Source organism: Algibacter pectinivorans, from assembly GCF_900112595.1.
GTDB lineage: Bacteria > Bacteroidota > Bacteroidia > Flavobacteriales > Flavobacteriaceae > Algibacter_B > Algibacter_B pectinivorans.
On the sequence record NZ_FOMI01000005.1, the window covers coordinates 234,716 to 256,019 of the forward strand.

A 21,304-nucleotide genomic window follows, 5' to 3' on the forward strand; every position below is an offset into this window, starting at 1 on the left:
AAAATGACGAATAAAGCGCGACCCCTCTCGATAGCTATCGGGATCGGGGTAACGCCCACATACTAATTTATATCAATTAACCGTTGTGCCAATCTATTTTTCGAGATACAAACATAACAATGGCAAGTATTAGGAATAAGCCAATGCTGCCAACTAATAAGGCGTAGTTTTCCAACTGAATAATAACGTAAATAAAGGCATACAGTCCTGTTAACGATAGTCCAATAAATAGTGGAAACTTAAAGGTTTTTAATATGGATTTTGAATATAACGTGATTAGTACAATTACCGATGTGCCGGCAATTACATAGGCTTTTAGGAAATTACTGTGCTCCGATATGGATACTAATAGCGTGTAAAACATTGTTAATGCCAGCCCAATCATTAAATACTGGAAAGGGTGAATGTGTATTTTACTTAGCGTTTGGATTAGGAAGAATACTAAAAAGGTAAGCCCAATAACTAGGAAACCGTATTTGGCAGAGCGTTCGCTTTTTTGGTATTCGTCTACCATGACCATAAATTTTGTTCCGAAGGCAAACTGACTTAGTTTAGGAATGCTTTTTAGGTGTTGTTGCGAGAAGGCTCTGTTTATATGTAGTATTTTCCAATCGGCTTTAAAGCCATCTTTTGTAATGCTTTTTGTTTCGTCGTTGGGTAGGTAGTTACCCATAAAACTTGGGTCTGCCCAATTTGAATTCATATGCATAATTGTGGTTTTTCCTACGGGAATTAACTCTATTTGGCGGCTACCATTAAAGGTCATAGAGAAGCTAAAAGGCGTGTTTTTTGTTTGGAATAAATCTTCGTTTTTAACTAGCGCAGATTCTAATACATCGAGACGGCTGTTAGTGTTTTGATTAAAATTAGTTTCGAAACTGTATGCTTTGTCTTCTAGTTTTATTTGTACTTCGCTTTTTATGCCTTTTAAGTTAGAGGTTTTAATAATTATGGAAGCGTCGTTCCAAACAATATCTTCATGCTTTATGCCTTTTGCAGTTAAATCTACAGGAATGTAGTTTCCTGTAAAGTCCATTGTTGTAGTAAATACAGCCGACTCAAAGTTACCTCGTTTTAAGGTTTTTGAATTTACATTTACTGTGGCGTTTAGGTGTTCTGGAAATATATAAGCATACTTAATATGCGTTTGTGTTTCTTTAAAATAGGTTTTAGTTTTCTCATTAAAGGTTTTTGTTTCGCTGTATGTTTTATATGGGAGTTTTAAAATGGGACCGTAAACCAAAACATCGTTTCCCCATTTTTTATTTATTTCGTTTACCACATCGTTTTGCCTAAAGGCTCTTTCGTTTATTAAGCTATTAATGTATGATAATGGAACTAATAAGATTATTACGAGAAACCCGACCATGAGCATTCTTGCTGTTATTGAAGTTTTAAGCCAATGCCCAAATTTGTTTTGCTGCAGATTGTTGTTTTGTATTTCCATTTGATTTTGTTTTAAAGTACTTTGAAATTCAAAGTAAAATGATAAAAAAAATTGTTATTGTTTGTTTATTAATTTTTCTAGTGCGCTAATATGCTTTTTAAATTCTGCTCTGCCTAAATTTGTGGTAGAGTAGCGGGTGTTTGGTTTTCTGCCAATAAATTGTTTTTCTACTTTAATATATTCGGCTTTTTCTAGAGCTTTGGTGTGGCTAGCCAAATTACCATCGGTAGCTTCTAAAAGTTCTTTTAGCATTTTAAAATCGGCATATTCGTTTACCATTAAAATAGACATGATGCCTAATCTAATACGATGATCGAATGCTTTATTTATGTTGGTTATTATACTCATATTATTTCCTGCGTAGGCGGGAATCTAATTAATTTAAAGTTCAAAGTTACTGAATACTGCGACGGTAAACGGCCTACTTATTAACATCATACTTAAAATGCATCCATGTGCCATAAACAATATGCATAACTCCAAAGCCTAATACCCAAAGCCAAAAGCCATAACCCGGAAACAGAGCAGCAATTAGGCCTAAAGCTATTTGAATAAGCCCTAAATATTGGATATCGCCAATACTATATTTTGATGCGTTTACAAGTGCTAAGCCATAAAAAATAAGCATTAAACCACCTGTATGGCCATATTTGCCTTGGCTAAGTATAATTATAATATAAAGCCCACCAGCAACCATAGGAATTAAAAAGTTGTATACCAGCCTTTTTGAGGTGGCGTCCCAAATTTTGGCTCCGTGTTTTTTAGCTTTTTTGGTTGTTAATATAATTCCTGTAACGATACTTAAAAACGCTACCATGAGTAATATAAATAAACATATTCTAAATATAGCGCCATCTAAAATTAAGTAACCTCTAACCGATGTAGTTACTAGCCAATACGCAATGGCTGCTCCAATTAAAGCATAAATACCTGCAAGTATGCCCGATAACCCACTAAGAGAAATAAAACGAGATGATTTATTCATCATGTTTTTAATTTCGCTTATGTCTTTTAGATAATCTTTTGATTCCATATAAAAGTACTTTGAAACACAAAGTAAGCAATTATTTTTGAATGTTGCTATATAAATTTTTGTTAATTTTATAAATACTAAAGCTTATCTATGAATCCTGCCGAAGAGTACATTTTAAATCAACCGGAGCCTTATCGTGCTATCTTAATGCATATTCAGGTGCTAATTGAGCACACGATTCCTGAGGTTGAACTAAAATATAAATGGCGAATACCTTGTTACTATATAGGAGAAACACCTATGTGTTATTTAAATGCGAGCCATAAAAAACAATTTGTCGATGTTGGGTTTTGGCATTCGGCATACCTCGATAAATTTGATGCGTATTTGGTTAGCGAAAACCGTAAAGTGGTTAAATCGCTGCGCTATACATCTTTAGAAGATATTGATGATGGGATTTTTATTGCCATTCTAGAAGAAGCAAAAAAGCAAAAGGGGAAGTCGTTTTACAATAAATAAATGCCTTTAAACTGTAAAGGCAGCCTTCAAAATAATACAGTGGTCGCTAAATTTATAAATACTTTAAATGAATAAATTACTATAGGCTGTGTATTAGCTTTATGTTTTTTTAGTGGTTCCAAGTAACAATGGTAGTGATAGCGATATTAAAAATGAAACTTAATAGAGAAGCAAGCACAATATAGAAACCAGTATTTTTGAAGGCACTTTTAGGGTGCCAGTGTGTGGGTACATATAATTAGCACATGCTAATTGAAAAAGCCTTAGTTTTAAAACATTAATCTAAGGCTTTTTTTATTTGATATAATGCTTTTTAGTTATGAGAACCATCGCAATACGGCGGGTTTTTAGTGAGTTTACAAGTGCAAAGGAAGGCTGTTTTCTCTTCTTCTACCGAAAAAATTAATGGTGTTGTTGCCTTTGCTGTTTTATGAGCACCATTGCAAAACGGTTGGTTCTCGCTATGGCCACATGTGCACCATGCATAATTTTTATTCGCTTCTAATTCGCATTTAACTGGAGCGTCTCCTCCTCGTGTATTATTTTCCATAGTATTTGTTTTAGTGACACGTAAAATACTATTTTTAATAAATTAATTGTGGTTTTAGTTAAGGTTTACGGGTAGTTAATAACGATTCTAAATTATGTAGACACGTTAATTTTGATACGCCTAGATTAATTGTTTTATATCCTAAAAACCCCTCCAAAAGCAATAACACGTTGTAAATAAAGAAAGTGTTGCGATGCACTTTCGGCGGTGTTACTAGTTGTTCGAATATCTGGCATGTTAATATAACCACCTTTTAAATCGAGTTGCATAAAGAAATGCTTAAAAAACGTGAAGTTAAGTCCGGCATGTAATGACACGCCATAGCCTGCTAAGTGAAACTCGTCGTATCTGTCTTTTTGTAAAAGAGTTGTGTTGGTTTTAGGATATAGAATACCACTAGCTAAACCTTCGGTTATATTTATTTGAAATTTATCGGTGTTTTGTAGGTTGAATAATTTTGAAATATCATCGAATCTAGAAAATTCTGCATATACATAGTTAAGACCATTGGTATGCTCGAATTTTAAAAAATCGGATGAAATAAAAACGTCCTCATTATCGAATGTACCATTAAATTGCGAACCGGTTTCGTTAGCAGGTAAGTTAATGTAACCATCTACAGTTTGGGTTCGGTTACGGTGCATGACATATTTCATGTGGTCTAAGCCTAAGGAAACGGTGTATTTATCTGATATAAAATACCCTATTTTGGCATTGGTTTGCGGTATGGTAATACGTGTTGGGTTTAAATAATCGATATGCCAACCTTTAGGTTTGTCTTTTGCTGCAACATCTTTTATAGTAAAATTGTAATCTTTACCTTTAAAATGAATATCTGATCTGGAGAAGGATTCTCGGTTTCCGCCCCAACTAACAAAAAATTTACCTTTATTGGAGGCTGTATATTTTACGGGTTGAGTGTCTTGTGCTACAATTTTAAATGAAAGCAAAAAAAGGGCTAAGCCTAAATAAGCTTTTAAGTTCTGGGAGATCATAATTTGGATGCTATTAAAGAGAATTTACCGTTTTTCGGATGGCTACTAGGTTGCTTAATAATTTTTCTAAATTATCTAAATGTAGCATATTGGCACCATCGCTTTTTGCATTTGCAGGATCGAAGTGGGTTTCTATAAATAAACCATCTACGTTGTTTACAATACCAGCTCTGGCAATGGTTTCTATCATGTCTGGGCGCCCGCCAGTTACGCCAACCGATTGATTTGGTTGTTGTAGTGAGTGCGTTACATCTAAAACGGTTGGTGCCATTTTTCGCATGGTAGGAATACCACGAAAATCGACAATCATGTCTTGGTACCCAAACATGGTGCCTCTATCGGTTATCCAAGCTTTGTTGCTGCCAGCGTCTTTAACCTTTTGTACGGCGTGTTTCATGGCCTCTGGACTCATGAATTGTCCTTTTTTTAGGTTGACCACTTTTCCTGTTTTTGCTGCTGCAACTACAAGATCGGTTTGGCGTACTAAAAATGCTGGTATTTGCAGCACATCGACATATTGGGCTGCTTTTGCAGCATCTGAAACTTCGTGTATATCGGTTACTGTAGGTACATTGAAAGTTTCGGATACTTTTCTAAGAATTTTTAAGGCTTTTTCGTCGCCAATTCCCGTAAAACTATCTATGCGGCTGCGGTTTGCTTTTTTAAAACTTCCTTTAAAAATATATGGAATTTCTAATTTATTGGTAATGGTCATTACTTTTTCGGCTATACGCATGGCCATATCTTCGCCCTCAATGGCACACGGACCGCATAAAAGGAAGAAGTTATTGGAATTTGTATGTTTTATTTTTGGTACCTCGCTTAGTTGCATGTGCTATAAAATTTAAGCTGCGAAGTTACAAAAACGAGTTTTAATAAAACACCAGTGTTTTGGGTTTTGATAATTGTTGGCAAATACGCCCGCGTTAGGGATTGAACGGCCTGTTTAAGCTCCCCGACCATAGGAGGGAGCGAGTAGTGAAAGCCCGACCCTTTGGGTAACGCCCAACTTATTGGATTTCTGTAAGTAACCTGGTTTTAAACGCTTTTTGCTAAACTGTTTTTTATGATCCAAAGTGCCATAGCAAAACTTGCAAAAATAAATAGACCGCCGTAAACCATAAATTGTTTTATTGGGTAAGAAAGGCTTATGATTTGCAACATATCTGATACGAAAGCTAGAATTAAATACGACGAAATGCACATAAATGTGATGCCTAATGTGAAATTTAATTTTTTACTTGGTTTTAATATTTGCCATAAAAATGGAATAGCAAATAATAAAATTGGGTATGCTGTTAAGCCTTCGGTACGATTTACTATGGTAAACCAATACGCTGTAATGGCAATAAAATATAGGTATGGAACGAGTTTTGTATAATTGGATATGCTTTTCATTATTCTATTTTTTTTAGAGAGACTGTTTAATTATAAACGGAAAAATTAGAAAAATAGTTTTTTAAAATTATGATTATAACATATAATTAACTTTTTATGCTAGTAAAATGTTAAATTAAATAGATTTAAAATGAAATATAGCGTACCTTTGCAGGCTTAAAATAAGGCACTATAATATGGCTACTATTAAAAACATTGCAATTATTGCACACGTTGACCACGGTAAAACGACGTTGGTTGATAAAATTATGTATCACTGTCAATTGTTTCGTGAAAACGAAAACACAGGTGATTTAATTCTTGATAATAATGACTTAGAGCGTGAAAGAGGTATTACAATTACCTCTAAAAACGTATCTGTAATTTATAAAGACACAAAAATTAATATTATTGATACACCAGGTCACGCCGATTTTGGCGGAGAGGTAGAGCGTGTACTTAATATGGCAGATGGTGTGTTGTTATTGGTTGATGCTTTTGAAGGGCCTATGCCACAAACACGTTTTGTATTACAAAAAGCGATCGATTTAGGTTTAAAACCATGTGTGGTTGTAAACAAAGTGGATAAAGAAAACTGTACACCAGATGAGGTGCATGAAAAAGTTTTCGATTTAATGTTTGAGTTAGGTGCTGAGGAATGGCAGTTGGATTTTCCAACAGTTTACGGTTCGGCTAAGAATAACTGGATGAGTGACGATTGGCAAAACGAAACAGAGAATATTGAGCCTTTATTAGATATGGTTATTGAGCATATTCCTGAACCAAAAATTGAAGAAGGAACTACGCAAATGTTAATTACATCTTTAGATTTCTCTTCTTTTACTGGTCGTATAGCTATTGGACGTTTAACTCGTGGTGAGTTAAAAGTTGGTCAGAATATATCTTTAGTGAAAAGAGATGGATCTATTGTTAAAAATAAAATTAAAGAACTACATACTTTTGAAGGTTTAGGACGTTTAAAGGTCGATGAAGTTCAAACAGGAGATATTTGTGCTATTGTTGGATTGGAAGGTTTTGAAATTGGTGATACTGTTGCCGATTTTGAAAATCCAGAAGGTTTAAAAACAATTGCTATAGACGAGCCTACAATGAGTATGTTATTTACCATAAACGATTCGCCTTTCTTTGGACAAGACGGAAAGTTTGTAACATCTCGCCATATTAAAGACCGTTTAAATAAAGAGCTTGAGAAAAACTTAGCTCTACGTGTAAATGAAACAGATAGTGCCGATAAATTTTTAGTTTTTGGTCGTGGTGTATTACACTTATCGGTTTTAATAGAAACTATGCGTCGTGAAGGTTACGAATTACAAATTGGACAACCTCAAGTTATTATTAAAGAAATTGATGGTGTAAAATGTGAGCCTGTTGAGGAAATGACTATTGATTTACCTGAAACTGTTTCTGGTAAAGCTATTGAAATGGTTACCCTTAGAAAAGGTGAAATGTTAAGTATGGAGGCCAAAGGAGAAAGAATGGTTTGTGAATTTATTGTACCATCTAGAGGTATTATTGGTTTACGTAACCAATTACTAACAGCTACGGCTGGTGAGGCTATTATGGCACACCGTTTTAAAGAGTACCAACCGCTAAAAGGTGGTATTCCAGAGCGTCAAAACGGATCGTTAGTGTCTATGGAAAAAGGACAGGCTATTCCTTATTCTATTGATAAATTACAAGATAGAGGTAAGTTTTTTGTTGATCCGGGTGAAGATATTTACGAAGGTCAAGTAATTGGAGAAAACTCTCGTGGTGATGACATGACGGTAAACGTTACTAAAACGAAAAAATTAAGTAACGTACGTTCTTCTGGAGCAGATGATAAGGCTAAAATTGTACCAGCTATTAAATTCTCGTTAGAAGAAGCCTTAGAATACATTCAAAAGGATGAGTATGTAGAGGTTACACCAAACCACTTACGTTTACGTAAAATTTGGTTATCTGAAGTAGACCGTAAAAGAAACAAGTCTATATAAATATAGAAACGTTTTAGCGTTTTGCGGGAGTATACTCATATTTGTTACTCCTGTTACTATTATAAAAAAAGTAAACATCTTAGGTGTTTACTTTTTTTGTTTTATAGCTGTTTTAGTATGGTAATTCCCATAGTTTAATTATTGGTCTTTATAGGCGTATATGGATACGGTAGTTTTAAATAAAACAGGTTGTATAACGTGTTTTTTGTAATAAAAGCTAGGTTTTTTAAATTAAACTTTTAAACCTTAAATGATTTTGTATATTTGGTTAATTCCTATTTGTACGAACTATAGTAGGTTTATTTAAATTGTTTGTAAAACATAAAGGCACACTAGGGGGGTAAAAGGTAACTAACGATTAATTGAGAAAATTAATACAATATATAAACGATAAGGTTTTAATCAAAATTGCCTCGTTGCAAAGTGCTTCTGTATTTACAAGAATTCTAGGTGGTATACTAACATCTAAAGCTATAGCTATTTTTATAGGTGCAGAAGGTTTAGCTTTAATAGGGAATTTACGAAATTTTGTTAGTGCTTTTCAAACTTTAGCAACGGTAGGTTTTTATAAGGGTGTAGTTAAATATATATCGGTTTTTAAAGAAGACACTGTAAACCTTAGTAAAATACTTTCCACGAGTTATTATATAGGTTTTATTGCTACAGTAATAACTTCTTTCTTTTGCTATTTTGAAGCAGAATGGATAAACGATGTGATTTTCCCTACCTATAATGATTATGCTTACGTAATTCGAATATTTGCCATAGTAATTCCGTTTTATTCGCTTAATATGTTTTCCTTTTCTATAATGAATGGGTTTTCAAAATATAAAATACTCATTATAATTAACATTATTGGGCAGGTGCTAAGCGTCGCCATAGCTTTACTATTAATTTTTCAGAATAAAATTGATGGTGCCTTAATATCGGTTGTTATAGCAGAATCGCTTATATTTTTAATTACGTTAGTTGGAATAATTAATAGAAAGAGTTTAATTGGGCATATTAAGTTAAGTGTTATTAGCTTTAATATGTTAAAAAAGCTTAGTCCTTACTCTTTAATGGGTTTGTTTACTGCAGTTTTAATGCCTTTTGTTACTATTGCAATACGCTCTTATATTATTGATAATTTAGGTTATAAAGATGCTGGTTTTTGGGAAGCTATGACAAGAATATCCGATTATTACTTAATGTTTGTTAGCTCTTTAATTGTGTTATACCTTTTGCCTAGATTTACCGAAATTAAGGGTTTTAAAGCCTTTAAAAAAGAAGTGTTAAGTTTTTATAAAACTATAATTCCTATTATGCTTGTTGGTTTATTATTTATTTATGTGCTAAGACATTTTATTGTTTTACTTGTTTTTTCCGATGAGTTTGCCCCAGTGGAAGATTTGTTTTTCTGGCAACTTTTGGGCGATTTTGTTAAGATTTTATCCATTGTTATTGCATATCAGTTTTTAGCTAAAAAAATGTTTTGGCATTATATTTTAACCGAAGCTTTTCTTGTTATTATACTATATACTACAAGTGTCTATTTTATTGATTTATACGACAATGTTGAAGGCGCGGTAATTGCTCATTTTGTGAGTTACCTTATGTATTATGGTATTATACTTCTTATTTTTGGAAGTTCACTTTTCGGTTTAGCAAACCAGGAAAAATAATAAAATAGGTGTTTGAAAAAATATTAAACAACACTTTTATAAAAGTGTTTTCATATAATAGTATTGTGGTTTTTGGTAAACTACTAACTTCATTTGTAGTATCAAAAGTAAGTGCAGTTTATTTAGGACCTTCTGGTTACGCTATAGTTGGCAATTTTAAAAACCTTCTTCAAGGTATTTTAGGTATAACAGCTAGTGGGTTTCAAAGCGGCATTATTAAATATATTGCTGAAAATAAAAACAATACAGGTCAATTAAAAATTATTATTTCTTCAGTTATAGTTTTATGTGTTGGTATTTCTTCTATAATTAGCTTATTATTAATAGTGTTTTCAAAAACTTTAAGCGTTTATGTTTTAAAAGATGAGTCTCTAGCCTTTGTTTTTAGATGTTTAGCAGTCTTATTACCGTTAGTGTCCTTAAACTTTTTAATTGTGCATATTCTTAATGGTTTGCAGAAGTTCAAGCTATATACTGCAATTATAACACTAACGAATATTTTTAATGCCTTGTTAACCTTTCTTTTGGTATATTATTTAAGTTTAAAAGGGGCGTTGTATGCAAGCATAATTATTCCGGCGTTAGGTTTTATAACCAGTTTGTTTTTTAGTGATGTAAGGGAGTTATTAAGTGGTGTATTTAGAAGTATTAAAAATATTACAAGTGTTTTTTTAAAGTCAATATCTACTTATATTGTAATGGCAATTTATTCTTCCATACTTATAAGCTTGTCATATTTATTTATTAGAAATAAAATTATTGCAGATTTTAATACATCTATTGCTGGGTTATGGGAAGCCATGAATAAAATATCAGTTTTTTATATGATGTTTTTCTCTTCATTATTTACGCTTTATTTATTACCGAAGCTATCAGAAAATAAAACTATTTTGGGGTATAAAAGTATTATGAAGACTTACTTTAAATATATAATTCCGTTTATAATAGTTTTGTTTTTAGTAATATTTGTTTTTAGAGTATTTTTGATTAAAATAATTTTAACAGCAGAATTTGAGTCTATTGAGCAGTATTTTTATTTACAACTTATAGGCGATTTTATCAAAATAATAGCCTTTTCTTTAGCATATCAATTTCATGCTAAAAAAATGGTGACATTCTATTTTGTAACAGATGCCATTTTATATATATCCTTTTATTTAATTAGTATGTGCTTAATAGAGTATTTTGATTTAATGGGTGTGTTTTATTCTTATATTTTAAGCACGTTGTTATATTTAATTTCGGTCTCTCTTTTTATTTATTTTAATAACTCAAATTATTTAAAAGAATATGTTTAAACATGTTAAGTCTATATTTGTTTTAAGTCTTCCGTTAATATTTAAATATATATTCTTACTGCTTTTTATTGAATGGAATTTGTTTGATTTTAAAGATATTAAAGAGGATTGGCTATTTTTTTTAATAATTATTTTATTATTATTTAATAAAGTTTTTAAAAAACAGATTTTTGTAGATTTAGTGTGTTTTGTATATATGCTATATCTCATTTTGGAGACAACATCTTATATGGCTGTATCGGCCAATTTTTCATCGTCTTATATGTACTTGTTATTAGAGTCTAATAAACAAGAGTTAAGTGAGTTTACATCGGCTTATGTAAGTATGCCAATTGTACTGTTTATAGGTATTAGCTGTATTTTGTTTTTTGTAATTCGTAAACAGAAATTTAAAAGACTTATTAAACATCAATCTATTCTTGGAGTTTTAGGAGTATTAAGTATAATCGTTTTTTTAAAGCTTACGGGGTTAATAGAAAGTAATGCGTACCATAATATTGTTAGAGGTACTTACGGTTATTTTGATTTACAGAATAGTGTTAAGTTTAATACTGATATTAAAAAAGATGATATCAATATTAAATCAGATAATGAAGTGTTGGTGGTAGTTATAGGTGAGTCAACTACAACTAGGCATATGCAACTATATGGATACCATAGAGAGACTACACCATATTTGAGCTCTATTAAAGATAGTCTTTTAGTTTATAATAATGTTGTTTCTTCAGATATAATGACAACTAAGGCTGTTCCAAAAATATTAACATCATTGAATTATACAAAAAATAACACTATTGAAACAAACCTCATAGAAGTATTTAACTCTTCAAATTACAAAACATATTGGTTGTCTAATCAAAGGCCTATAGGGTACCATGATAATATAGTTAGCCAAATTGCATCATTGTCATCATATTTTAAATTTTTTAATCATGATAATGAGGTTAAAACAATTATACATGATGAAATATTATTGCCAGAATTTAAACTTATCTTAAATCAAAAGGGTAAAAAAGTTGTTTTTATTAGGTTAATAGGAACACATTTTGATTATATTAATCGTTATCCTGATTCATATAATACTTTTGATACTATTTTAGATGTATCTAAAAAAGAAAAGATTATCAATCAGTATGATAATGCTATTTTGTATAATGACTTTATTGTTTATAAATTTATTAAAGATCTTCAAAAACAAAATAGTAAAAGTGCTTTGCTCTATTTATCTGATCATGGAGAGAATGTCTATGATGATGCAGATTTCTTTGGACGTTCTGAAGAAGCATTAACTAAAAGTATGTTTGAAATCCCTTTTTTGTTATGGACGTCAGATAGTTTTGAATTCCCTGAAGATTTCGACTATCAGCCAAATAGAGCTTTTATGGCTGATCATACTTATGAAAGTATTGGTCATGTTTTTGGTGTTATGCATAAAAGTATGGATGCAAATCGAAGTATATTTAGTAATTCATTTGAACCTCGAAAGCGAAACGTTATAAATGACATTGATTTTGATAATTATTTTTTAGATAATAATAAATAATGAGCAAAAGAATATGTTTACTTACTGATAGTTTAAGTTCTGGTGGAGCAGAAAAAATGGTAGCAAACCTATCCATTTCTTTATTTAATAAAGGCTACTTAATTACTATTGTTTCTATGCGGAATAATATTGATTATGAGTATAGAGGTGAACTCTATAATTTTGGTTTGGATAAGGAAACGAATAGTAAGTTCAATGCCTTTTTAAAGTTTAAAAGCTTTTTTAGTAAAAATAAGTTTGATGTTATTATTGATCATAGAGTACGTTCGAATTTTTTAAAAGAACTTGTGTTTTCTAGATTAATATTTTCGAAATGCAAAATTATTTATTGTGTACATAATTATAAATTAAGTTACTACTTTAGTTTATTAAAATATCCAAAACTTTCTATTTTGCCACATGTAAAAAACGCTCAATTTGTGTCTGTTTGTAGCGCAATACAATCTTGTTTACTTGAAGAATTAAACCTAAATAGTACAAGGATATATAACTATGTTTTAGTGGAGAAATTGAAAAGAAAAGCATCTGAAGTTAACGCTATTTATGAAAATAAATATATTATTGGTGTAGGGCGTTTAACTAAAATAAAACAATTTGATGTGTTAATTTCTAGTTATGCTAAATCAGATTTACCTAATAAAAATATTAAACTTATAATTTTAGGAGATGGACCTGAAAAGAAGAATTTAGAATCACTTATTTTAGAATTAAAGATGAGTGATTATGTAGAGTTAATACCTTTTATGGATAACCCATACAAAATGATACAAGATGCTAAATGTTTAGTGTTAACGAGTAAAGTAGAGGGGTTTCCAATGGTAATTATTGAAAGTTTAAGCTTAAGAGTGCCTGTTGTAGCTTTTAATTGTAAAAGCGGGCCTAATGAGATGATAAGGCATAATATTAATGGACTATTGGTTCTAGATCAAAATAAAGAAGAGCTAACAAAAGCTTTAAATAAATTAATTCTTGATAATTCTTTTTATAAATCTATAAAAGAAAACGTTCAAAATGGTTTGGAGCGGTTTTCTGAATCTCAAGTTATCGCAGAATGGGTTTATCTTTTTAAAAGCGAAAGATAAAATGATTTTAAGTAATAGAATACCCGAATTGGTAAATAAAACTTAATTTTTCTAATAAATGATAAATTTGAAACATCAATTTTTTCTTTATAGAATTTTACAAGTTTATCATTCCTTTCCATCTTGTAAAGAATTAAGAGTTTAAAATAAATAAAATCAATATAAGGTTTTAACGTGGCTTGATTTTTATTCGTTAAATATTTAGAGTAATCTGGCGGATTTCTTTTTATGCTTGAATTTGGTGAGGTTAATTGATTATTAAAACCTCTTAAATAATAAATTCTTTTTACTTTATAAAAAGTGATATTGTACTTTAAAAAACACCTTATAAAAAAATCTTCTTCCTCGCCGTATTTTATAGTCTCATTAAATGCTCCAATATTTTTAAAAACACTTTTTTTAATAACTAAAGCACTTGGGCCAAAAATATTTTTTTTTAAACTAAAGTAGTTAGATACAATTTGTATTTGATTAGGCTTGAATGCAGTAGTTGATAAATTTGCCTTTTGTTTTGGTCTTAATACTTTTACTCCTGTAGCTAATACTTCAGAGCTTGGTTGGTGTTTAATTAAATTAAAAATGCACATTAAATAATCTTCACACCATAAATCGTCTGCATCTAAAAAAGCAATATATTCATATTTAGCATGTTTAATACCAGAATTCCTGGCATTAGATAATCCTTTGTTTTTTTGATTAAAAATTTTAATTCTGGAATCTAAAAAACGCTTAACAACATCAATACTCCTGTCGGTTGAGCCATCATTAATAATAACGATTTCAAAGTTTTTGTAATTTTGATTTAGTACACTATTTAGAGTGTTTTCAATATAATCTTCCTTATTATAAAGCGGGATAACTACAGAGAAAAAAAGTTCTTTAAGCATAATGTTATGAGTCTAAATCTTTATAACAGATATATGATAACTTATATAGTTGTAATATAAACATATTTGGCTTTGAGCCTAACAAATTACGCTCCATTACTTTATTAAACATCTGGTAAAAAAGGCTTATAAAGTAGTTTAATTTATATTTTTTTAGGTTAATAAATACGGAAAGCAACTTGTTGCTATGCTCAAAAAACATACGGTCATTATAAAGCTTTAATAAGACACTTATAAATTCTTTAACTTTGTTTAAATACACCTTGTTATCTTCTATTCCAAAATGATACACTTCATTATTTATGTGAAGCACATTAACCTTGTACTCTTTTAATAGCCCTCCAAAAAAAACATCTAGACCATAACTTTTTATTTTTATTTGCGAATTTATTTTAGAAAAAATTGACTTTTTAATAAGGAAATTCGCGGAAATAACTATCTGGTAAGGATTTAAGTTGCGCTTTTTAGCATTAACTTCTTCAAAATTTTTGCCAAAATTATACCGTAAGGTTTTGTTTTTTTGAGGTTTTATATTTTTGTAAGCAAAGCCACCATAAATAGCTTCGTAGTTGGAGTTAATATTTTCAAGATGCTTTACAATAAATTTATCAGATTTTGGCATTACATCGGCATCCAAAAATAAAAGCCAATTAAAGTTTGAATGCTCCGAGAGTATTTGTCTAGATTTTGTTCTACCATTATTTTTATTAGAATAGATAATAGAGGTGTGATCTAGACTGTCTACAAAGGCTTTGTTTATATCAACAAATTTTGTTGATCCGTCTTCAATACAAATAATTTCAAAGTTAATTTTAGCATTAGTTGCTTGCTTATGGATGTCCTCAACTAAGCTAGAAATAGAATAATTATAAACAGGTATTAGTATGGATAGCATAGTTAATTTTTACGTTGCACTACCTCGTAAACCTGATTCTCATCACACTTTAAAGTTTTGCTTGGATATTTTAAAAGTAGAGCATAGTCGTGAGTAGCCATTAAAATGGTATTGCCATTTTTATTAATGTCTTGGAGTACTTCCATTACTTCTACACTAGTTTGCGGGTCTAAATTTCCGGTAGGCTCGTCGGCAAGTATAAGTTCTGGGTCGTTTAATAAAGCTCTAGCTATAGCAACACGTTGTTGCTCGCCTCCAGAAAGCTCATGCGGGAATTTAAAACCTTTGGTTTTCATATCAACTTTGGTTAAAACCTCTTCTACACGGGTTTTCATTTTGTCTTTGTCTTTCCAGCCTGTCGCTTTTAATACAAAAAGTAAATTATCGTTAATGGTTCTATCCGTAAGTAATTTAAAATCTTGAAAAACAACACCTAATTTACGGCGTAAATACGGGATGTCTTTTTCTTTTAAGTTTTTTAAATTGAAATCTACAATATGGCCTTCACCTTCAGTTAAAGGTAAATCGCCGTAAAGTGTTTTCATAAAACTACTCTTTCCCGTTCCTGTTTTTCCAATTAAATAAACAAAATCACCCTTGTTTATTTCTACATTTACGTCGGATAACACTAAGCTATCTCCTTGAAAAATAGATGCGTTTTTTAATTGTAAAATGGAATTTGACATAAGGTAATTAAAGATTTTGTTACTGATGTAAATGTATTATTTAAAACTTGAAAGTAAAAGTTTAACGTAAAAAGAATAAAAAAAGTCTACGGGCAATGGGTTATTGGTTTAATTATCGATTCTCCCGTCTCCCGTCTTTCGTCTCCCGTCTCTGGTCTTCTAACTTCCATCTTCCATCATTTCCACGCATTCATTTTTTTCAACATTTGTTAACTTGATTATAATTATGGCACGATTATTACGTTATTAATTTATCTTTGATTTTAAATTATAAAACGAATCGTAAATGACTAAGAAAAGTATCGTTTCATTACTAGTAGCTATAAGTTTTGGTTTTCAAGTAATAGCTCAGCAATCTGCAACATATACAAGTAATTTAGTCGATTATCAAAAAGCCTTATCGCTTTACAATAATCAACAATATAATGCTGCCCAATCCTTGTTTAGTACGGTTAAAAAAACAACTACTGAAGATGTTTTAAAATCCGATTGCGCCTATTATATTGCTAATTGTGCTGTACGTTTAAACCAACAAAATGCAGATCAATTAATCGAGAATTTTGTAGAAGACTATCCTACAAGCACAAAAAAGAATACCGCCTACGTAGATGTAGCCGATTATTACTTCGAAAACTCCAAATATTCGTATGCTAGAAAATGGTATAATAAGGTTGATGAACAAGCATTAAGCGGTAAAGAACGCGAAAAATTCTACTTTAATAATGGGTATACAGCCTTTACAACTAAGCAATATAAAGATGCTAGAAAGTATTTAAGTAAAGTTGAAAACTCTCAAGAATTTGGTTCTCAAGCTAAGTATTATATAGGTTTTATGGCTTATGAAGGCGACGATTATGATAGAGCCAACGAGTATTTCGAGCAAGTAAGCGACCAAGAACAATACAAAGAAAAGCTATCTTACTATCAAGCCGATTTAAACTTTAAATTAGGGAAATTTGACGAAGCTATTAAATTAGCTAAAGACCGGTTAGAAACTAGTGATGCTAACGAAGTTTCAGAGCTATCTAAAATTATAGGGGAAAGCTATTTTAATTTAGAAAAATACGCTGAAGCTATTCCGTATTTAACCAAATACAAAGGAAAAAAGGGCAAGTGGAGTAATACCGATTTTTATCAATTAGGATATGCCTATTATAAACAAAAGGATTACGAAAACGCTATTTCCGAGTTCAATAAAATAGTAGGAGGGAACAATTCAATTGCTCAAAATGCCTATTATCATTTAGCCGAAAGTTATGTGAATCTAAACAAAAAGCAGGAAGCTTTAAACGCTTTTAGAAATGCATCGCAAATGAATTTCGATTTGAAAATTCAAGAAGATGCTTGGTTAAATTACGCTAAAATTAGTTATGAAATTGGTAATCCTTATCAATCGGCACCACAAGTATTAGCAGGCTATTTAGAAAAATATCCAGATAGTAGTTATAGGGATGAAATAGAAACGCTGTTAATCGATTCGTACATTACATCAAAAAATTACAACGAAGCTTTAGCCTTATTAGAAAGTAAAAAAAGTTTCGAAAATAAAGTAGCCTATCAAAAAGTAGCTTTTTATCGAGGTTTAGAGTTGTATAACGAAGGCGATTATCAAGAAGCAGAAGCACTTTTTGATGCGTCTTTAAAAGAATCTCAAGATCAAAAATACACGGCAAGAGCAACTTTTTGGAAAGCCGAAGCCGATTATAATTTAACAAACTACGACGATGCTTTAATTGGATTCAAACAATTTCAACAACAGGCCCAAGCATCAGAAACTCCCGAGTATGAAAATCTAGATTATAATCTGGCTTACACTTATTTCAAATTAAAAAATTACGATAGGTCTACAGAGTATTTCAATACTTTCATCACTAATAAAAGAGAAGATCAATTAAGATTGAATGATGCCTATTTACGTTTAGGCGATGGTTATTTTGTGTCTAGCCAATACCAAAGTGCTATTTCTGCCTACGATAATGCCATAAAATTAAATAAAATTGATTCAGATTATCCAGCATTTCAAAAAGCAATTAGTATCGGGTATGCGGGACAAACATCGGCTAAAATTAAGGCTTTACAACAATTTATTTCAGATTATCCAAAATCAAAATTACGAGATGATGCGCTTTACGATTTAGGGAATTCTTATATAAAAGACAATAATACAGCCAAAGGTATGGCAGCTTATAATCAGTTAGCAAGCGAGTATAGAATGAGCTCTTTTGTGCCAAAAGCATTGCTTCGTCAAGGTCTAGTGTATTATAATGGCGCCGAAAATGAAAATGCTTTAACCAAGTTTAAAAAAGTAGCTGGAGACTATCCAGGAACGCCAGAAGCAGTTCAAGCGGTATCTACAGCGCGTTTAATTTATATCGATTTAGGTCGTGTAGATGATTATGCTAATTGGGTAAAACAGTTAGATTATGTCGAGGTTACCGATGCCGATTTAGATAACGCAACCTACGAAGCAGCCGAAAAACAATATTTAGATAACAATACCGATAAAGCCATAAAACAATTTAATGGGTATTTAAATCAATTTCCTAATGGTTTACATGCTTTGCAATCGCATTTCTATGTGGCGCAATTGTATTACAAAAAGGATTTGTTAGAAAACGCCGCACCGCATTATAAATATGTTGCCGATGCTAGTCGTAACGAATTTACAGAACAAGCTTTAACGCGTTTATCGCAATTTTATCTAGAAAGTAAAAGCTGGAATAAAGCCATTCCTATTTTAAGCCGTTTGGAAAATGAAGCTAACTACCCGCAAAATATTGTCTTCGCGCAATCTAATTTAATGAAGGCCAATTATCAATTAGAAAATTACGACAATGCTGTGGCTTACGCCGAAAAAGTGTTGGCAAGTTCTACTATCGATAATAAAATTAAAGGCGACGCCCATATTATTATAGCACGTTCGGCAATTAAAACGGGTAACGAAGCTAAAGCAAAAACAGCCTATGCAAATGTAGAAGGTGTTGCTACAGGCGAAACAGCTGCCGAAGCCTTGTATTACAATGCTTATTTTAAAACTAAGGAAGGTAAACACGAGGCATCAAATACTACGGTACAAAAATTAGCCAAAGATTATTCGGGGTATAAATATTATAGCGCCAAAGGCTTAGTGCTTATGGCTAAAAATTACTATGCTTTAAACGATGCGTTTCAGGCCACTTATATTCTAGAAAGTGTTATTCAAAACTTCTCAGAATTCGACGATGTGGTTTCAGAGGCAAAAACCGAATTAAGCAAAATCAAGAAGGAAGAAGCAAAAACAAATTCATCAATTTTACCAGAAGATTAATTTTAATAAGAAGTTAACATGTTATGCTTAAACTACCTAAGCATGTCATCAATCGTAAAACAAAAAAAATCTATACGTATGCGCAAGCAAATTAAATATATATTAACCGTTGTTCTTTTTTTAAGTATCACTTTTGGGTTTGCTCAAAGAACTCAAAACGATACCATAAATACAGGTGTTATAGATGTTGTTAAACCCTATGTGCCAACAATTTCAGATGCGTTTAAGGTAAAGGAAGTGCCGTCTCTAGACGATGAAACTACCCAAACAAAAAAGGATATTAAGTACAATATATTTTCGTTCCCTGTGGCCTCTACATTTACACCGGCAAAAGGTAAAGCGGCCGTTGTAGAAAAACGTGCACCAACAAAATTATACGACAACTATGCTACTTTGGGCGTAGGGAGTTATACCACTATTTTGGGTGAGGTGTATTTAAATCAAGCACTAAGTCGTAACGAAAATATTGGCGGTTATGTAAGTCATCACTCCTCTGCCACAGGTATAGAGGATGTGGAATTCGATAATAATTTTTCCGATTCAAAAATTAACATCAATTACTCAAGTCAGTTAAGAGATTTATCATGGAAAGCCGAGGCTGGTTTCCAACATCAATTATACAATTGGTATGGTGTACCAGAATCGCATGTCGCTCAAGCCAAATCGGATAATTTGGATGGCAGCCATTCATTTTTTAATGCGCATTTTGGAGGCGATGTTACCTTTGAGAATACATACATCAACTCAGGAAGTGTCTTTTTTAGACGCTTTTCAGACAACCAAGGCTCTGGCGAAAATAGATTTACAGCCAAAGCAAAAGTAGATGTGCCCATACGAGATATCGAAATTTCAACCGATTTTAAAATAGACTACCTAGGTGGTGCTTTCGATACAAATTTTGATGGCACTAACGCCATCGACTATGGTAATTTTCAAGTAGGTTTAACACCAACTTACCAATTAAAACAAGACGATTTAACCGTTAATATCGGGGTGTCTTTAAACTATTTAAACGACAAAGCCTTTGGCGATAATAACCTTTACTTTTATCCAAATGTATCCGCAACTTATCGCGTAGTAAACGATGTTGTAATTGCTTATGCAGGTGTAAAGGGCGATTTAATTATTAATTCGTATTACGGTTTTGCAAACCAAAATCCATTTGTATCACCAACATTAGCAATCGCACCAACCGATCAGTTGTACAATGCATACATTGGCTTAAAAGGGAAACTGTCTAGTAATATGAGCTATAATGTAAGCGGCCGTTATGTGTCCGATAGAAATAGGGCTTTGTATAGAAACAACGATATCACAGCAACAAATCAAGAGTACACCTATGGTAACTCCTTTGGTGTTGTTTACGATAATATCGATACCTTTGGTGTAGCTGGCGAAATTAATGTCGATGTAAACCGTAATTTTAAATTAGGTTTAAAAGCCGAATACTTCTCTTATACAACCGATAACCAGGACGAAGCTTGGAATTTACCGGACATAAAAAGCTCCCTATTTATCGATTATCAAATAGACGAAAATTGGTTCGCAGGAGCCAATCTGTATTACATCGGCGAGCGTAAGGACCAATATTTAGTAAACGATGGAATAACTAATAGCACGCCTTTAACCGTAACTTTAGATAGTTTTTTCGATGCCAACGCACACGTAGGGTATCATATAAACGAGCAACTTTCGGTATTTGCAAAAGCCAATAACATGGCAAATAACGCCTACCAAAAATGGCAAAATTTTCCGGTACAAAGCATTCAGTTTTTAGCAGGTGCAACATATAAGTTCGATTTTTAAACAGGTCCTTTTTTTGTCATTCCCGCCAAGGCGGAAATCTCATGAAACACTATAAGGTTATAATATTATTTGGGCGTTACCTGTTGCTCATTCCTATAAGGTTTTTAAAACCTTGCAGGATCGCAAAAGGTCAGGCTTTCCGTTGCAAGTCCTAGCACCTACTACGTCGGGCTGTGTGCTTTTATTCATGCGCTTTAATTCAAATTAATGAAATCATGAACATAAATGTTTCACTGCAATCCTTAACGCGGGCTTGCACCAAGGTCATTAAGCCCTAG

General features: G+C 31.8%; 18 protein-coding genes. 8 read left to right on the plus strand and 10 right to left on the minus strand.

Features of this window, described 5'->3' with window-relative positions:
- Nucleotides 1-76: 76 nt before the first annotated feature.
- The 3 genes from creD to BMY96_RS09575 all read right to left on the minus strand — a co-directional run bounded on the left by creD (nucleotide 77) and on the right by BMY96_RS09575 (nucleotide 2,480).
- Entirely contained in the window at nucleotides 77-1,447 is a 1,371-nt protein-coding gene (gene creD, locus BMY96_RS09565; RefSeq protein ID WP_092851607.1) for a cell envelope integrity protein CreD, read from the minus strand.
- A gap of 54 nt (nucleotides 1,448-1,501) precedes the next feature.
- Nucleotides 1,502-1,795 carry a winged helix-turn-helix domain-containing protein gene (locus BMY96_RS09570; RefSeq protein WP_092851608.1) on the minus strand — a complete coding sequence of 98 codons (294 nt, stop codon included), beginning with the start codon at nucleotides 1,793-1,795 and terminating at the stop codon, nucleotides 1,502-1,504.
- A gap of 73 nt (nucleotides 1,796-1,868) precedes the next feature.
- Nucleotides 1,869-2,480: a hypothetical protein gene (locus BMY96_RS09575; protein ID WP_092851609.1), complete on the minus strand. Its 612-nt coding sequence runs from the start codon at nucleotides 2,478-2,480 to the stop codon at nucleotides 1,869-1,871.
- A 90-nt stretch (nucleotides 2,481-2,570) separates the two neighbouring features.
- On the opposite strand from BMY96_RS09575, the gene BMY96_RS09580 reads away from it, so the two are divergent.
- Nucleotides 2,571-2,939: a DUF1801 domain-containing protein gene (locus BMY96_RS09580; protein ID WP_092851611.1), complete on the plus strand. Its 369-nt coding sequence runs from the start codon at nucleotides 2,571-2,573 to the stop codon at nucleotides 2,937-2,939.
- Nucleotides 2,940-3,252: 313 nt separating this feature from the next.
- On the opposite strand, the gene BMY96_RS09585 is transcribed toward BMY96_RS09580, so the two are convergent.
- From BMY96_RS09585 to BMY96_RS09600, 4 genes are all read right to left on the minus strand, one after another.
- Nucleotides 3,253-3,489: a CDGSH iron-sulfur domain-containing protein gene (locus tag BMY96_RS09585; RefSeq protein ID WP_092851612.1), complete on the minus strand. Its 237-nt coding sequence runs from the start codon at nucleotides 3,487-3,489 to the stop codon at nucleotides 3,253-3,255.
- A gap of 134 nt (nucleotides 3,490-3,623) precedes the next feature.
- A complete protein-coding gene (locus BMY96_RS09590; RefSeq protein ID WP_092851613.1) occupies nucleotides 3,624-4,484 on the minus strand; it encodes a hypothetical protein in 861 nt (286 codons plus the stop codon).
- Nucleotides 4,485-4,497: 13 nt separating this feature from the next.
- Nucleotides 4,498-5,316 (minus strand): 3-deoxy-8-phosphooctulonate synthase, encoded by an 819-nt coding sequence (kdsA, locus tag BMY96_RS09595; RefSeq protein WP_092851615.1) that lies wholly within the window; start codon nucleotides 5,314-5,316, stop codon nucleotides 4,498-4,500.
- Nucleotides 5,317-5,522: 206 nt separating this feature from the next.
- On the minus strand, nucleotides 5,523-5,882 hold the full coding sequence (locus tag BMY96_RS09600; protein ID WP_092851616.1) for a hypothetical protein: 360 nt from the start codon (nucleotides 5,880-5,882) through the stop codon (nucleotides 5,523-5,525).
- Between the two features lie 176 nt (nucleotides 5,883-6,058).
- On the opposite strand from BMY96_RS09600, the gene typA reads away from it, so the two are divergent.
- From typA to BMY96_RS09625, 5 genes are all read left to right on the plus strand, one after another.
- Complete coding sequence (typA, locus tag BMY96_RS09605) at nucleotides 6,059-7,858, plus strand: translational GTPase TypA (protein WP_092851617.1); 1,800 nt, start codon at nucleotides 6,059-6,061, stop codon at nucleotides 7,856-7,858.
- A 362-nt stretch (nucleotides 7,859-8,220) separates the two neighbouring features.
- Nucleotides 8,221-9,522: an O-antigen translocase gene (locus BMY96_RS09610; RefSeq protein ID WP_092851618.1), complete on the plus strand. Its 1,302-nt coding sequence runs from the start codon at nucleotides 8,221-8,223 to the stop codon at nucleotides 9,520-9,522.
- Between the two features lie 8 nt (nucleotides 9,523-9,530).
- Nucleotides 9,531-10,820: an O-antigen translocase gene (locus BMY96_RS09615; protein WP_092851620.1), complete on the plus strand. Its 1,290-nt coding sequence runs from the start codon at nucleotides 9,531-9,533 to the stop codon at nucleotides 10,818-10,820.
- A 211-nt stretch (nucleotides 10,821-11,031) separates the two neighbouring features.
- Nucleotides 11,032-12,363 (plus strand): phosphoethanolamine transferase, encoded by a 1,332-nt coding sequence (locus tag BMY96_RS09620; RefSeq protein WP_175473549.1) that lies wholly within the window; start codon nucleotides 11,032-11,034, stop codon nucleotides 12,361-12,363.
- Nucleotides 12,363-13,445 carry a glycosyltransferase gene (locus BMY96_RS09625; protein ID WP_092851624.1) on the plus strand — a complete coding sequence of 361 codons (1,083 nt, stop codon included), beginning with the start codon at nucleotides 12,363-12,365 and terminating at the stop codon, nucleotides 13,443-13,445. The genes BMY96_RS09620 and BMY96_RS09625 overlap by 1 nt, the downstream gene beginning before the upstream one ends.
- Here the strand turns inward: BMY96_RS09625 and BMY96_RS09630 are convergent.
- Genes BMY96_RS09630 through BMY96_RS09640 form a run of 3 tightly spaced genes read right to left on the minus strand, consistent with a single transcriptional unit; the run spans nucleotide 13,421 to nucleotide 15,913 of the window.
- Nucleotides 13,421-14,332, minus strand: a complete 912-nt coding sequence (locus BMY96_RS09630; protein WP_092851625.1) for a glycosyltransferase family 2 protein — start codon at nucleotides 14,330-14,332, stop codon at nucleotides 13,421-13,423. The genes BMY96_RS09625 and BMY96_RS09630 overlap by 25 nt on opposite strands.
- A 4-nt stretch (nucleotides 14,333-14,336) precedes the next feature.
- Nucleotides 14,337-15,227, minus strand: a complete 891-nt coding sequence (locus tag BMY96_RS09635; protein ID WP_092851626.1) for a glycosyltransferase — start codon at nucleotides 15,225-15,227, stop codon at nucleotides 14,337-14,339.
- A 2-nt stretch (nucleotides 15,228-15,229) separates the two neighbouring features.
- A complete protein-coding gene (locus tag BMY96_RS09640) occupies nucleotides 15,230-15,913 on the minus strand; it encodes a cell division ATP-binding protein FtsE (protein WP_092851628.1) in 684 nt (227 codons plus the stop codon).
- A 286-nt stretch (nucleotides 15,914-16,199) separates the two neighbouring features.
- Here BMY96_RS09640 and BMY96_RS09645 point away from each other — a divergent pair, with 286 nt between their 5' ends.
- Together BMY96_RS09645 and BMY96_RS09650 are read left to right on the plus strand one after the other, a co-directional pair.
- On the plus strand, nucleotides 16,200-19,220 hold the full coding sequence (locus BMY96_RS09645; protein ID WP_092851630.1) for a tetratricopeptide repeat protein: 3,021 nt from the start codon (nucleotides 16,200-16,202) through the stop codon (nucleotides 19,218-19,220).
- 42 nt (nucleotides 19,221-19,262) lie between these two features.
- A complete protein-coding gene (locus BMY96_RS09650) occupies nucleotides 19,263-21,026 on the plus strand; it encodes a porin family protein (RefSeq protein ID WP_245750591.1) in 1,764 nt (587 codons plus the stop codon).
- Nucleotides 21,027-21,304 lie beyond the last annotated feature (278 nt).

Bases quoted from the DNA above. Each gene is read 5' to 3' on its own strand.
- creD (WP_092851607.1), bottom strand. From the start codon at position 1,447: ATGGAAATACAAAACAACAATCTGCAGCAAAACAAATTTGGGCATTGG.
- BMY96_RS09570 (WP_092851608.1), bottom strand. From the start codon at position 1,795: ATGAGTATAATAACCAACATAAATAAAGCATTCGATCATCGTATTAGA.
- BMY96_RS09575 (WP_092851609.1), bottom strand. From the start codon at position 2,480: ATGGAATCAAAAGATTATCTAAAAGACATAAGCGAAATTAAAAACATG.
- BMY96_RS09580 (WP_092851611.1), top strand. From the start codon at position 2,571: ATGAATCCTGCCGAAGAGTACATTTTAAATCAACCGGAGCCTTATCGT.
- BMY96_RS09585 (WP_092851612.1), bottom strand. From the start codon at position 3,489: ATGGAAAATAATACACGAGGAGGAGACGCTCCAGTTAAATGCGAATTA.
- BMY96_RS09590 (WP_092851613.1), bottom strand. From the start codon at position 4,484: ATGATCTCCCAGAACTTAAAAGCTTATTTAGGCTTAGCCCTTTTTTTG.
- kdsA (WP_092851615.1), bottom strand. From the start codon at position 5,316: ATGCAACTAAGCGAGGTACCAAAAATAAAACATACAAATTCCAATAAC.
- BMY96_RS09600 (WP_092851616.1), bottom strand. From the start codon at position 5,882: ATGAAAAGCATATCCAATTATACAAAACTCGTTCCATACCTATATTTT.
- typA (WP_092851617.1), top strand. From the start codon at position 6,059: ATGGCTACTATTAAAAACATTGCAATTATTGCACACGTTGACCACGGT.
- BMY96_RS09625 (WP_092851624.1), top strand. From the start codon at position 12,363: ATGAGCAAAAGAATATGTTTACTTACTGATAGTTTAAGTTCTGGTGGA.
- BMY96_RS09630 (WP_092851625.1), bottom strand. From the start codon at position 14,332: ATGCTTAAAGAACTTTTTTTCTCTGTAGTTATCCCGCTTTATAATAAG.
- BMY96_RS09635 (WP_092851626.1), bottom strand. From the start codon at position 15,227: ATGCTATCCATACTAATACCTGTTTATAATTATTCTATTTCTAGCTTA.
- BMY96_RS09640 (WP_092851628.1), bottom strand. From the start codon at position 15,913: ATGTCAAATTCCATTTTACAATTAAAAAACGCATCTATTTTTCAAGGA.
- BMY96_RS09645 (WP_092851630.1), top strand. From the start codon at position 16,200: ATGACTAAGAAAAGTATCGTTTCATTACTAGTAGCTATAAGTTTTGGT.
- BMY96_RS09650 (WP_245750591.1), top strand. From the start codon at position 19,263: ATGTCATCAATCGTAAAACAAAAAAAATCTATACGTATGCGCAAGCAA.